This is a genomic window from Nocardiopsis sp. NPDC006139 (assembly GCF_040614155.1).
GTDB lineage: Bacteria > Actinomycetota > Actinomycetes > Streptosporangiales > Streptosporangiaceae > Nocardiopsis > Nocardiopsis changdeensis.
The window spans coordinates 33707-45230 of sequence record NZ_JBEXTT010000028.1 but is presented as its reverse complement, the minus strand read 5'-3'; the positions used below and the strand labels follow the sequence as shown (position 1 = coordinate 45230).

Annotated in this window: 15 protein-coding genes and 1 pseudogene; 11 read left to right on the top strand and 5 right to left on the bottom strand. The window is 75.7% G+C overall.

Annotation, left to right across the window (positions count from 1 at the left end; all coding sequences use genetic code 11):
- Positions 1–7: 7 nt before the first annotated feature.
- A complete protein-coding gene (locus ABZ249_RS28260) occupies positions 8–454 on the bottom strand; it encodes a hypothetical protein (protein WP_220561209.1) in 447 nt (148 codons plus the stop codon).
- Between the two features lie 252 nt (positions 455–706).
- Between ABZ249_RS28260 and ABZ249_RS28255 the strand changes: the two genes are divergently transcribed.
- Both ABZ249_RS28255 and ABZ249_RS28250 read left to right on the top strand, forming a co-directional pair.
- On the top strand, positions 707–1255 hold the full coding sequence (locus ABZ249_RS28255; RefSeq protein ID WP_220561207.1) for a PadR family transcriptional regulator: 549 nt from the start codon (positions 707–709) through the stop codon (positions 1253–1255).
- Positions 1252–2304: a serine hydrolase domain-containing protein gene (locus ABZ249_RS28250; protein WP_355268897.1), complete on the top strand. Its 1053-nt coding sequence runs from the start codon at positions 1252–1254 to the stop codon at positions 2302–2304. Before ABZ249_RS28255 ends, ABZ249_RS28250 begins: the two co-directional genes overlap by 4 nt.
- Positions 2305–2324: 20 nt before the next feature.
- On the opposite strand, the gene ABZ249_RS28245 is transcribed toward ABZ249_RS28250, so the two are convergent.
- Positions 2325–3176: a helix-turn-helix transcriptional regulator gene (locus tag ABZ249_RS28245; RefSeq protein WP_355268895.1), complete on the bottom strand. Its 852-nt coding sequence runs from the start codon at positions 3174–3176 to the stop codon at positions 2325–2327.
- An 85-nt stretch (positions 3177–3261) separates the two neighbouring features.
- On the opposite strand from ABZ249_RS28245, the gene ABZ249_RS28240 reads away from it, so the two are divergent.
- The 8 genes and pseudogenes from ABZ249_RS28240 to ABZ249_RS28205 all read left to right on the top strand — a co-directional run bounded on the left by ABZ249_RS28240 (position 3262) and on the right by ABZ249_RS28205 (position 8574).
- Positions 3262–4056, top strand: a complete 795-nt coding sequence (locus tag ABZ249_RS28240; protein ID WP_355268893.1) for a glucose 1-dehydrogenase — start codon at positions 3262–3264, stop codon at positions 4054–4056.
- 109 nt (positions 4057–4165) lie between these two features.
- The gene (locus tag ABZ249_RS28235; protein WP_355268891.1) at positions 4166–4672 is read left to right on the top strand and encodes an NUDIX hydrolase; all 507 of its coding nucleotides are present in this window, start codon (positions 4166–4168) and stop codon (positions 4670–4672) included.
- A gap of 120 nt (positions 4673–4792) precedes the next feature.
- Entirely contained in the window at positions 4793–5248 is a 456-nt protein-coding gene (locus ABZ249_RS28230; RefSeq protein ID WP_355268889.1) for a nitroreductase/quinone reductase family protein, read from the top strand.
- Positions 5249–5423: 175 nt separating this feature from the next.
- Positions 5424–6128: pseudogene (locus ABZ249_RS28225) on the top strand (alpha/beta fold hydrolase); the annotation flags it as partial.
- Positions 6129–6180: 52 nt separating this feature from the next.
- Positions 6181–6753 (top strand): MerR family transcriptional regulator, encoded by a 573-nt coding sequence (locus ABZ249_RS28220; RefSeq protein WP_355268969.1) that lies wholly within the window; start codon positions 6181–6183, stop codon positions 6751–6753.
- 81 nt (positions 6754–6834) lie between these two features.
- Positions 6835–7170 carry a helix-turn-helix transcriptional regulator gene (locus ABZ249_RS28215; RefSeq protein ID WP_355268887.1) on the top strand — a complete coding sequence of 112 codons (336 nt, stop codon included), beginning with the start codon at positions 6835–6837 and terminating at the stop codon, positions 7168–7170.
- Positions 7171–7224: 54 nt separating this feature from the next.
- Positions 7225–8091 (top strand): SDR family NAD(P)-dependent oxidoreductase, encoded by an 867-nt coding sequence (locus tag ABZ249_RS28210; protein ID WP_355268885.1) that lies wholly within the window; start codon positions 7225–7227, stop codon positions 8089–8091.
- Between the two features lie 9 nt (positions 8092–8100).
- Entirely contained in the window at positions 8101–8574 is a 474-nt protein-coding gene (locus ABZ249_RS28205) for a MerR family transcriptional regulator (protein WP_355268883.1), read from the top strand.
- Here the strand turns inward: ABZ249_RS28205 and ABZ249_RS28200 are convergent.
- Together ABZ249_RS28200 and ABZ249_RS28195 are read right to left on the bottom strand one after the other, a co-directional pair.
- On the bottom strand, positions 8571–9731 hold the full coding sequence (locus ABZ249_RS28200; protein ID WP_355268881.1) for a GDSL-type esterase/lipase family protein: 1161 nt from the start codon (positions 9729–9731) through the stop codon (positions 8571–8573). The genes ABZ249_RS28205 and ABZ249_RS28200 overlap by 4 nt on opposite strands.
- Positions 9732–9740: 9 nt before the next feature.
- Positions 9741–10319, bottom strand: coding sequence for a TetR-like C-terminal domain-containing protein (locus ABZ249_RS28195; protein ID WP_355268967.1), 579 nt, complete (start codon positions 10317–10319; stop codon positions 9741–9743).
- Positions 10320–10476: 157 nt separating this feature from the next.
- Between ABZ249_RS28195 and ABZ249_RS28190 the strand changes: the two genes are divergently transcribed.
- A complete protein-coding gene (locus ABZ249_RS28190) occupies positions 10477–11127 on the top strand; it encodes a class I SAM-dependent methyltransferase (protein WP_355268879.1) in 651 nt (216 codons plus the stop codon).
- Here the strand turns inward: ABZ249_RS28190 and ABZ249_RS28185 are convergent.
- Complete coding sequence (locus tag ABZ249_RS28185) at positions 11124–11480, bottom strand: hypothetical protein (RefSeq protein ID WP_355268877.1); 357 nt, start codon at positions 11478–11480, stop codon at positions 11124–11126. The two genes, ABZ249_RS28190 and ABZ249_RS28185, sit on opposite strands and share 4 nt — an antisense overlap.
- Positions 11481–11524 lie beyond the last annotated feature (44 nt).

Sequence of the window (11524 nt, the reverse complement as noted above, 5' to 3'; positions counted from 1 at the left end):
GAGGGCCTCAGCCCGCCGCCCGGCGCACCAGGTCGGCGATCCGCTTCTCGACCTCGTCGGTGACCTCCACCAGGGCGAACGCGGTCGCCCACATCGGCCCCTCGTCCAGCAGGGCCGGGTCGTTGAACCCCAGCGTGGCGTAGCGCGCCTTGAACTTGGCCGCGCTCTGGAAGAAGCAGACGACCTTGCCGTCCAGCGCGTAGGCGGGCATCCCGTACCACGTCTTGGGCGCCAGCGAGGGCGCCTCGCGGGTGACGATCGCGTGCACGCGCTCGGCCAGGACCCGGTCCTCGTCGGGCATCTCGGCGATCTTGGCGAGCACGTCCCGCACCGCCTCGGCGGCCTTCTCCTCGCGCGAGGCCCGCCGCGACGCCTTCTTCTGCTCCTGGGCGTGCTCCTTCATCGCCGCCCGCTCCTCGGCGGTGAACCCCTCGTACGTTCCCTTGTCGGCCATGGTCGCTCCCCGTCGTCGTGGATGGTGCCCGGCCGGGTCGTCCCGGCCCCTTGTGACCACCATCCTGCCCCGGCGCGGGTCAGGGGCGCCTCCGTGGTGGCCACGGAGACCACCACGGATCGCGGTCCCGGTGGTCCTGCCGGGGCGGGCGGCGCCGCACCGGGCGGGGCGCCCTCGGCCCGGCGGCCGGCGGAGACGATAGAGGACCGCGCACCTATGGGACCATGCACATATGTGCGCTATCCTCTATCCATGTCATTGCGGCACGCCATCCTCGGCATCCTGTCCATCCGACCCATGAGCGGCTACGACCTCAAGAAGGCCGTCGACGGCAGCGTCGGCCACTTCTGGACCGCCGACCAGTCGCAGATCTACCGGACCCTCTCCGCCCTGGTGGAGGAGGGGCTGGCGTCCCGCGGCACCGTTGTCCAGGAGGGCCGCCCCACCCTGCACCCCCACACCGTCACCGAGGCAGGACTGGCCGAGCTCGACCGCTGGCTCGCCTCGCCCCTCAAGACCCCGCCCACCCGCGACGCCTTCCTGGCCCGGGTGTTCTTCGCCGACCGCCTGCCGCCCGAGGACGTCCGCGCGCTCCTGGACGCCCGCCGCCGGGAGATCGCCGCGGAACTGGCCGAACTGGAGGCCGTGGAGACCCCCGACCCCGCCGACCTGCCCGAGGGCGTCTCCGCGCTGGGCTACCAGCTGCGCCTGGCCGCCCTCGACAACGGCATCGCCCACGCCCGGGCCGAACTCGCCTGGCTCGACGCCACCGAACAACGACTCGAACGGATCACCCCATGAGCCCGCCCCCCGCCGCCCGGCTGCACCGGATCGCCGCCCGCTACGCCGCCAGACCCACCGTGTCGGCCTTCGCCGCCGCGATCGAGCAGCCCTCCACCGGGTTCTCCTGGAGCCACGGCGACACCGAGCGCCCCTACTTCATCGCCAGCATCACCAAGCTGTACACCGTCGCGGTCGTCATGCAGCTGCGCGACGAGGGCGCGCTGACCCTGGACACCCCCGCCGCCGACCTGATCGGCGCGGACACGATGCGCGGCCTCAACACCCACGGCGGGCGCGACCACGGACCGCGCATCACGGTGCGCGAGCTGCTGTCGCAGACCTCCGGAATCCCCGACTACTTCGAGCAGAAGCGCCCCGACGGCACCACCTTCCTGGACGACGTCCTGCGCGCCGACGCCGCCTGGACCGCCGACGAGCTCATCGACATGGCCCGCCGCCTGCCGAGCCCGTTCGCCCCCTCCACTCCGGGCCGGGCGTACTACAGCGACACCAACTACCAGCTGGTCGGGCGCATCATCGAGACCGTCACCTCCGGGAGCCAGGAGGAGGCCCTGCGCACCCGGATCACCGGCCCGCTGGGCCTGCGCGACACCTGGATGCTCACCCCGGACACCCTGGACCGCTACGGCGAGGCCGCCCCGCTCCTGCACCGCCGCCGGGCCCTGCGCATCCCCCGCGCGATCGCCTCGTTCCCGCCCGACGGCGCGGTGGTCTCCACCGTCTCCGACCAGCTGCGGTTCCTGCGGGCGTTCACCGGCGGCCGGCTGTTCCCGGAGCACTACCTGGCCGAGATGACCGCGCGCTGGAACCCGGTCTTCTCACGCCTGACCCCCATCGACTACGGGACCGGGATCATGCGGTTCCGGGTGCCCCGCGTGCTGTCGCCGTTCGCGCCGGTCCCGGCGATGGTCGGCCACTCCGGCGCCTTCGGCAACGCCCTCTACCACCTGCCCGGACGGGACCTGTACGTGGCCGCCACCGTCAACCAGATGGAGCCGCGCTCCCTGGTGCACGGCCTGGTCGCGCAGCTCGTCGCCCGGCTCTGAGGGGCGGCCCGGGGCCCGGTTCAGCCGGGGGTGTCCAGCCGCTGGGTGCCGACCACCGAGAGCAGGCGCAGGGCGCCCTCCGACGGGGAGCCGGGCTCGGCCGTGTAGATGACGACCCGCTGGTCCCGGTCGGCGACGTCCAGGACGTCGCAGTCCAGGGTGACCGGCCCCACCAGCGGGTGCTCGATGGTCTTGCGCAGGGCGGGGGCCGGGCCCACGTCGTGGGCGGCCCACAGCCGGGCGAACTCCGCGCTGCCCGCGAGGAGGTCGCCCACCAGGGCCGCCACCTCGGGGTCGTCGGGGTAGCGGGCGGCGGTGACGCGCAGGTCCCGGGCCGCGATCCGGGAGAACGCCGCCAGGTCCGACAGCCGGTACCGCCGCCGGTCCGATCCCGGCGGGGCGAGGAAGACCTGCCGCACGAGGTTGCGGTCCTCGCGGGACAGGGCGGAGAAGTCCCCCATCAGGGCGGCCGCCAGGTCGTTCCAGGCGATGACCTCGTAGGTCGCCGACAGCACGACCGCCGCGGCGCCCGGCAGTTTGCCCAGCAGGCGCAGGATGCTCGGGCGCACCTCGCGGGAGGGGCCGGCCGGCGGTCCGGGCGGGGAGCCGGCGAGGTAGTAGAGGTGGTCGCGTTCGGCGTCCGACAGGCGCAGCGCCCGGGCCAGCCCGGCGAGCACCTCGCGGGAGGGGTGCGGGCCGCGGGCCTGCTCCAGCCGCGTGTAGTACTCGGTGGAGATGAACGCCAGCTGCGCCACCTCCTCGCGGCGCAGCCCCGGTGTGCGGCGCCGCGGACCGGCGGGCAGGCCCACGTCGGCGGGGGTGATGCGCTCGCGTCTGCCGCGCAGGAAGCCGGCCAGCTCTCGTCTGTCCACCCTCCCAGTGTGCCCGGGCGGCGGGGCCGATCCAGGTACCGCCGGTACCTGGATCCGTTCCGCCGCCGGGCCCACGCTCATGGCCATGGACACTGTGAACGAACACGACACCCGCACCCTCGGCCTGCTGGCGGACCGGACCGTCCTGGTGACCGGCGCGAGCAGGGGCATCGGCGCCGCCGCGGCGCGCCTGTTCGCCGCCGAGGGGGCCCGGGTCATGCTCACCGCCCGGACCGGGGACCGGCTCAAGGCCGTGACCGAGGAGATCCGGGCCGCCGGCGGCACCGCCGAGTACACGGTCTGCGACCTGGGCGACACGGACGCCGTCCGCGCCGCGGTCGAGCGCACCGTCGAGGTGTACGGCCGGCTCGACGCCGCCTTCAACAACGGGGCGGTCGCCCTGCCGCCCGGCCCGCTCGACCAGGCCCCCGAGGCCGACCTGGACCTGATCTACGCCGTGAACTTCAAGGGCACCTGGGCGGCCCTGGCAGCCCAGGTCGCCGCCATCCGCGCCACCGCGGGCACGGGCGCCATCGTCAACTGCTCCTCCGTCGGCGGCTGGCGGGGCAACGCCCTCCTGCCCGCCTACGGGGCGATGAAGCGGGCGCTCAACAGCCTCACCGAGTCGGCCGCGATCACCTACGGGCCCGAGGGCATTCGCGTCAACGCCGTCGCGCCCGGCACGACGCTGACCGACATGGTGGGCGCCTGGGAGGAGGTGTCCCCGGGCATCGTCGACGTCCTCAACGCCCGGACCCCGCTGCGCCGGGCGGCCGAACCCGGGGAGATCGCCCAGGCGGTCGCCTGGCTGCTCAGCGAGCGGGCCTCCTACGTGACCGGGGCGGTCCTGCCGGTGGACGGGGGGCTGCACACGGCGTGACCCGCTCTCGGCCGCGGGGCCGACCGGCCGTGCCCGGCGCTTTCCCGGGTAGGGATCCCGGCGGCCCCCGCGGGGGGCCTGCGAGCCGAGACCGGAGGGATGCAGCGCGGTGGGAGACGACAGTGCGGCCGACGAGGCGGCGGAGCGGCGGTTCTTCGCGGGCCTGCCCGCGACACGGGGCGCGGCCGGGGCGCTGATCCTGTCCCCGGCGGGGGAGGTCCTGCTGGTGGAGCGCACCTACAGGCCCGACGCGCCCTGGGGCCTGCCGGGCGGCATCGTCGAGCGCGACGAGTCCCCGCTGGCCGCCTGCCGCCGGGAGCTGGCCGAGGAGCTGGGGGTCGTAGCCGCCGTCCGGCGGCTGGTCGCCGTGGACTGGGTGGCGGCCGAGGGGGTGCGCACCACCGCCCTGCACTGGCTGTTCACCGCCGAGCTGCCCGGGGGCGCCCGGCTCCGGCTGCCCCCGGAGGAGCTGTCCGGGTGGACGTGGGCGGACCCCGGCCGCGTCGGCGGCCTGCTGGCCCCGCACACGGCCCGCCGGGTCGCGGCGGGCCTGGCCGCCGCCGCGGCGGGGGAGACCGTGTACCTGGAGAACGGCCACCCCGCCCTGGGCGCCTGAGCACACCCGTAGGGGGGCGGGGCCCGGGCTGATGCGCCGCGGTCCGCGGCGGCCGGACCCTGAGGTGTTCCTGAGGCGGCCGTGAGCCCGTCCGGACCCGGGGCGGGCACTCTCACGGGTATGAGCACACCCGCCGACAGCGGCCCCATCGACAGCCCCGACCCCTCGGTCGCCGAACACGTGCGCCGGTACATCGCCACCGGCGGCGCCAGCGGCTACCTGGAGGGCGGGACGACCAACCTCGTCCTCACCCACCGCGGCCGCACCTCGGGGCGGCTCTACCGCACCGGCCTGTTCTTCGGCACCGACGGGGACTCGCTGGTGCTGGTCGCCTCGGGGGCGGCGATCACCCACACCCACCCGCAGTGGTACCTCAACGTGACCGCCCACCCGGAGGTGGAGGTCCAGGTGCGCGACCGGCGCCTGCGCATGCGCGCCCGCACCGCCCAGGGCGCCGAACGCGAACGCCTGTGGGCCATGATGGCCGGGCGCGCCCCGGTCTACCGCACCTACTACGAGCCCCGTACCCGCCGCACCATCCCGGTGGTCGTCCTGGACCCGGCCGACCCGGCCTGACCGGGGCTATGAGGCGGCGGCCTGGGCGATGGCCTGGGCGTGGAGGCTGAGCCGGTTCCGGTGAGTCCGGGGGGAGAGCGGCGCGGCGTCGATCGCCGCGCGCGCCGTGGCCGGGTTCCGTGACGGGGACGCGGCGCCGCGGGGCTTGACCCTGCCGCAGGGTCAACCCTCCAGCATGGGCCGCACCACCCGTACCGAGAAAGGCGGCGACCCCGTGCGCCACTTCACGATCCACCACGACGGAGCCGCCATCGCGGTCTCCCGCGGCGGCCGGGGCCGCCCGCTGGTCCTGTGCCCCGGCCTCGACACGACCCGGGCCGAGCTGGGCGAACTGGTCGGGCTGCTGCGGCGCGACCACGACGTCGTGGCCTTCGACCTGCGGGGCCACGGCCTCTCCCCGGCCGCCGGCCGCTACACCTTCGAGGCGTTCCTCGGCGACCTGTCCGCCGTGATGGCGCGCACGCGGCGACCGGGGGCGGCGCCCCTGCTGGTGGGCTACTCCCTGGGCGCGGACCTGGTCGTGCACTACGCCTCGGAGAACCCGGACGGCGTCGCCGGACTGGTTCTCATCGACGGGGCGAACCCGGTTCCCGAGCCGTTCGTCACCGAGGACCTCCTGCCGCTGTTCCGTGCGATGTGGGAGGACGCGGCGGCCCGGCGCGCGGCGGACCTGGGCACCGACCGGCAGGTGCTCCTCACCGGCCGCGAGATCCTGGACCTCAATATCGAGGTCGACGCGATCCGGGCGCGGATCCTCGACCGCTACCGGAGGATCGTCCCGCCCGTCACCGTGATCGCCTCGGCCTCCCTGTCCGGGGGGCGGCGCGGGGGTGCACGGGGAGCGCCTGGACCGGAACTGGCGCGCCGGCATCGACCGGCTCGTGCGCGAGCTGCCCCGCGTCGCGGTCACGCGGCTCGACGCCGACCACCGGATGCCGTTCACCCACGCCGCGGAGATCGCCCGGATCATCCGCGGGGCGCACGGCGGTCCGGCGACGACCGCGCAGGAGACCGGTCCGATGCTGACCATCGGAGAACTGGCGTCCTACGCCGGGGTGACGGTGCGCGCCGTGCGGCACTACCACGCCGAGGGGCTGCTGGCGGAGCCGGAGCGGGACCGCTCCGGCTACCGCCGGTACGGCGCCGACGCCGTGATCGAGCTGATCCGGATCCGCACACTCGCCCGGGCCGGGGTCCCGCTGTCGCGGGTGCGGGAGCTGCTGCGCGCCGACCGGGAGGGGTTCGCCGCGGCCGTGGACGACATCGACGCGCGGCTGGAGGAGCTCGCCGACGGGCTGGCGTCCTACATCACCGGGCTGGCCGAGGAGAAGGGCGACGCCTATGTGGACGACGTCGACGTGGAGCCGACGATGGCCGGCCTGATGGACGCGCTGGCCTTCGACACCGTGCCGCAGGCCCGCCGGCTGATCGAGCTGCTGCGCGGCCGGGGCTGGTCCGGCTGGACCAGACTGGCGCGGGTCGAGGGGGACACCGGCCCCCGGTGAGGCCGCGGGGGTGGGCGGCCCCCGGGCGCGGCGGACGGCCCGTGCGGCGCCGAACTTCGATCCCGCTCGTACAATGGCCGCATGCACACCGAGCGGATCCCACCGCACCCCGACGTCGCGGCCCTCACCCTGCAGCGGCTCCTGGAGGCGCTGGTGGACCCGGTGCGGCGCAGCATCGTCGAGCAGCTCTACGACGCCTCGGCCGACGTCGCCTGCGGCGGCTTCGACCTGCCCGTCGGCAAGTCCACCGCCACCCACCACTTCCGGGTGCTGCGCGAGGCCGGGCTCATCCGCCAGTACTACGAGGGCACCTCGCGGATGAACACGCTGCGCCGCCGGGAGATCGACACCGCCTTCCCCGGCCTGCTGGAGTCGGTCGTGGCCGCGGACCGGGCGGACCGGGCCGCCGCCCGCTGAGGCCAGCCGCGCGGGTTTGCGTTCGAGCGCGCTCGAAGGCCTAGCGTCCCGCGCATGACGACGACACCGAAAACCTGGATCATCACCGGCGCCTCCCGCGGCCTGGGACGCGCCCTGGCGCAGGCGGCCCTGGCCGCGGGCGAGCGCGTGGCGGCCGCCGTGCGCGACCCCGGCGGCGTCGCCGACCTGGCCGCCGAGCACCCCGACCGCTTCCTGGCCCTGGCCCACGACGTCCGCGACACCGCCGCCGCCCCGTCCCTGGCCCGGGCGGTCCTGGACCGGTTCGGGAGCATCGACGTGCTGGTCAACAACGCGGGGCGGGCCGTGGTCGGAGCGGCCGAGGAGGTCGGCGACGGCCCGCTGCGCGAGCTGATGGAGCTGCACCTGTTCGGCCCCGCCGCCCTGGTCCGCGCCGTGCTGCCCGCCATGCGCGCCCGCGGCGCGGGGACGATCGTGCAGATGAGCAGCCAGGGCGGGCGGATCTCCTTCCCCGGGGTGTCGGCCTACTCCGCGTCCAAGTTCGCCCTGGAGGGCTGGTCGGAGTCCCTGGCCGGGGAGGTCGCGCCGTTCGGGGTGCGGGTGATGCTCGTGGAGCCCAGCCGGTTCCGGACCGGCTTCAACGGCGCCGACGTGCTGGAGTTCGCCGCCGACTCCGCGGTCTACCGCGACGTGCTCGCGGCGGTGCGCGCCGACATGGCGGGGGCGGACGGCCGCCAGGAGGGCGACCCCGAGCGCGCGGCCGGGATCATCGTGTCCCTGGTGCGCGGCGGGGAGGTGCCGCTGCGGCTGCCGCTGGGCCGCGAGGCCGTCGAACGCCTGGGCGCGGCCCACCGGCGCGGCCTGGCCGAGCTGGAGCGGTGGGCCGGGACCGCCCGCGACGCCGACTTCGCCGGGGTGCCGGCCTCGGTCCGGCCGGTCTAGTCTGGCGCCATGGCCACCGATGAGCTGATGAACCGGGCCCTGGCCGCCCTGGAGGACGGCGCCCCGCCGTCGGTCGAGGCGATCCACCGGCTCACCGACCCGGCCGTCGCCACCGGGCCGATGACGATCGCCGAGGTCGCGGACCGGCTGGAGCTGTCCCCGCACACACTGCGCTACTACGAGCGCGTGGGGCTGGTCCGGGTGGCCCGCGACTCCGGCGGGCACCGGGTGTACGACGCCGGGGCGGTGCGGCGCCTGGTGTTCCTGACCCGGATGCGGCTGTCCGGGATGGCGGTGCGCGACCTGCGCCGCTACGTGGAGCTGGTCGACGCCGGGGAGCACACGGTGCCCGAGCGGCTGTCCATGCTGCTCGAGCACCGCGAGGCCACCCGCCGCCGGATGCGCGAACTGGCCCTGTCCCTGGCCGCGATCGACTACAAGATCGCGACCTACGGGGGAGCGGCCGGCCCCGAGGGGGCCTAGGCCAGGGGGCCGCCGGCGCCCAGGGCCAGGTCGGCGAACCGCTCGCCGATGCGGCGGTGCGCCGCGGTGTCCGGGTGCAGGGAGTCGGGCAGGGGCAGCTCGGCCGCGTCCGCCTCCCCGTACAGCTCCAGGCCGTCCAGGTAGTGCAGGTGCGGGTCGTCGGCCGCCCGGTCGGCGACGATGCGGGCCAGCTCGCCGCGGATGTCGGCGAGCGCGAGCCGACCGGCCGCGCGCGCGGCCGCGTCGCCCCCGGCCCGGTAGGACAGCCGGCCCTCGGCGAGGGCGGACATGTCCATCTGCGTGGGCCCGGGGACCTCCTCGTGGATGGCGCAGTGGATCGGGGAGACCACCAGCAGCGGCGTGTCCGGGTGGCCCTCGCGGACGGTGTCCAGGAACCCGTGCACGGCCGGGCCGAAGGCGCGCCGGTGCATGGCGTCCTGGTTGACGACGTTGATGCCGAGCTTGACGCTGATCGCGTCCGCGGGGACCTCGCGCAGGGTGCGGGCGGTGAAGGGGTCCACCATGGCGTTGCCGCTCAGGCCCAGGTTGACCAGGTCGACCCCGGCGCGCAGCGCGGCGACGGCGGGCCAGGTGGCGGTGGGGCCCGCGGCGTCCGAGCCGTGGCTGATGGAGCTGCCGTGGTGCAGCCAGACGCGCCGCCCGCCGGCGGGCGCGGGGGCCACGGGGGCGTCGGTGCGCAGGGCGACGGGGATGGTGGCCTCGTTGTGCGGCAGCCAGATCTCCACGTCCTTGTCCCGGTCGGGCAGGCCGGTGAAGCGGACGGTCCCGACGGGGCCGCGGCGGTGCTCGACGGCACCGGTGGCCATGTCGATGACCAGGGTGTCCCCGCCGTCGACGTGCCCCTGGGCGGTGAGGCGACCGTCCACGAGCAGGTCGTAGACCCCGGCGGGGCGCGGCGGGGCGCCGGTGAAGGTGCGCTTGGTGGGCAGGGCGTCGAGTTCGACGACGGTGGCGCGGGTGCGCAGGGCCAGGCGGACGCCGGAGGTCTGGGCGGCGATGTGGTCCATCATCGGGTCGGGCGCCTGGGCCAGGGCCCGCCGGGGCAGGCGCATGGGGCGGGGGCCGTGGGCGGTGGGCCGGATCTCGACGGCTCCGCGCAGCAGGTCGGCGGTGACCGGGGTGGTGACGGGGTCCATGGCGGGTTCCTAGTGGTGGTCGGGTGCGGGCCAGTTCCGCAGCAGGGAGTCGAGGGCGTCGATGGTGCGCGACCAGGTCGCCTCGGTGTCGGGGGCGCTGTGGTCGAAGCCCCCGCCCATCTCCAGGCTCACGTAGCCGTGCAGGGTGGCGCCCAGCAGCCGGACGGCGTGGGTCTCCTCGGCACCGGGCAGGTCGTAGCCGCGCAGGACGGCGCGGGTCATCCGGGCGTGCCGGGGTCCGGCGCTGGCGGCCGCGGTGGCGGCGTCGAGCCGGAACCGGGTGGCGTCGTAGCGGCCGGGGTGCTCGCGGGCGTAGTCGCGGTAGACGTCCGCCAGCGCGGCCAGGGCGTCCCTGCCCGAGCGCCCGGCCAGGGCGTCGGCGGCCCGGTCCGCGAGCTCCTCCAGAGCCAGCAGGGCGATCCGGGTCTTGAGGTCGTGGGAGTTCTTCAGGTGCGAGTACAGGCTCGCGACCTTGACGTCGAACCGGCGGGCGACCTCGGAGAGGGTGACGTGCTCGAACCCGGCCTCGTCGGCGAGGTCGGCCCCCGCCCGGACGAGGAGCCCGGTGCTGAGCCCGGCGCGTGCCATCATGACCTCCCTTTTCGACTACAGCGACCCTATATATGCCTAAAGGCTTTAGGGAAGCGCTGGATTCCTGTAGGGCGTGCGACCCCGGTCACGCCGACCGCACGCGCGGCCGCGCGGGGCCCTTCCCACAAGCCGGGCCGGAGCATGGGTTCGGCGGATGGACCCTCGGAAATGGACCGACGAGGCCGCGATCGCGCGGTGGGACGCCTCCGCCACCCGGGAGGCCATGGAGGCGCACGGCCGGGACGGCGACTTCGCCGAACGGCACCTGGCCGACCCGGCCCTGCTGCGGATGCTCGGGCCGGTGTCGGGGCTGCGGGTCCTGGACGCGGGCAGCGGCGACGGCTACCTGAGCCGGATGCCGGCCGCGCGCGGGGCGCGGGTGGTGGGGCTGGAGCCCGCCGGGGCGATGGTCGCCTTCGCCCGGGAGCGGGAGGAGCGCGACCCCCTGGGGGTGGAGTACGTCCAGGGGGACCTGGCCCGGACGCCCGTCCCGGGCGGGCCGTTCGTCTTCGGGATCGTGCACCCGGCCTTCGAGGGGCCGGCCGGGAGCCGGCGCCGGCACGGCGAGTACCGGCAGGGCCGCTACCTGGAGGAGTACGTGGTGCACGGCCCCGCCGCGCCGGACTTCCACCGGCCGCTGTCGGCGTACCTGAACGAGGTCGCCGCCCTGGGGCTGCGGCTGCGCGAGGTCGCCGAGCCGGGGCTGGACCCGGACGCGGCGCGCGAGGCGGTGGCGGCGGATCCGGGCGTCGGGGCGTACGTCAGGATGCCGAACTTCCTGTTCGTGGCGGCCGAGGCGCCCTAGGCCTCCAGGCCGCGTTCGATGCGGTACTGCTCGGCGAGTTCGGGGTACTCCTGCGCGGGCACCTCCACCAGGTGGGCCGGCCGGCCCAGGGACTCCCCGATGCGCTCGGCCGCCGCGCGGGCCGCGCCGGCGGTGGCGTACACCCCCGCGACGACGGTGTGGCCGGTGCCCACGGGGTCGGGCTCCTCCTCTTCCAGGCGCACGCCCGTGCTCCAGGGGATCGGGCAGGGGCCGTCGTGCTCGGGTTCGGGGCACAGCAGGCGGGCGACGGCCCCGCCCTGCGCCAGGGCCTCCTCGCCGGTGGCGAAGCCGGGGACGAGGATCTCGAAGGTGCGGGGCCGGTCGGTGCTCATGGGGTCCCTCCTCGGTGCGGGCCCGGTCGACGATAGTCCCGCCG

Bases quoted from the DNA above. Each gene is read 5' to 3' on its own strand.
- ABZ249_RS28240 (WP_355268893.1), top strand. From the start codon at position 3,262: ATGGACACTGTGAACGAACACGACACCCGCACCCTCGGCCTGCTGGCG.
- ABZ249_RS28250 (WP_355268897.1), top strand. From the start codon at position 1,252: ATGAGCCCGCCCCCCGCCGCCCGGCTGCACCGGATCGCCGCCCGCTAC.
- ABZ249_RS28210 (WP_355268885.1), top strand. From the start codon at position 7,225: ATGACGACGACACCGAAAACCTGGATCATCACCGGCGCCTCCCGCGGC.
- ABZ249_RS28195 (WP_355268967.1), bottom strand. From the start codon at position 10,319: ATGGCACGCGCCGGGCTCAGCACCGGGCTCCTCGTCCGGGCGGGGGCC.
- ABZ249_RS28255 (WP_220561207.1), top strand. From the start codon at position 707: ATGTCATTGCGGCACGCCATCCTCGGCATCCTGTCCATCCGACCCATG.
- ABZ249_RS28215 (WP_355268887.1), top strand. From the start codon at position 6,835: ATGCACACCGAGCGGATCCCACCGCACCCCGACGTCGCGGCCCTCACC.
- ABZ249_RS28220 (WP_355268969.1), top strand. From the start codon at position 6,181: ATGCCGTTCACCCACGCCGCGGAGATCGCCCGGATCATCCGCGGGGCG.
- ABZ249_RS28230 (WP_355268889.1), top strand. From the start codon at position 4,793: ATGAGCACACCCGCCGACAGCGGCCCCATCGACAGCCCCGACCCCTCG.
- ABZ249_RS28200 (WP_355268881.1), bottom strand. From the start codon at position 9,731: ATGGACCCCGTCACCACCCCGGTCACCGCCGACCTGCTGCGCGGAGCC.
- ABZ249_RS28260 (WP_220561209.1), bottom strand. From the start codon at position 454: ATGGCCGACAAGGGAACGTACGAGGGGTTCACCGCCGAGGAGCGGGCG.
- ABZ249_RS28185 (WP_355268877.1), bottom strand. From the start codon at position 11,480: ATGAGCACCGACCGGCCCCGCACCTTCGAGATCCTCGTCCCCGGCTTC.
- ABZ249_RS28205 (WP_355268883.1), top strand. From the start codon at position 8,101: ATGGCCACCGATGAGCTGATGAACCGGGCCCTGGCCGCCCTGGAGGAC.
- ABZ249_RS28190 (WP_355268879.1), top strand. From the start codon at position 10,477: ATGGACCCTCGGAAATGGACCGACGAGGCCGCGATCGCGCGGTGGGAC.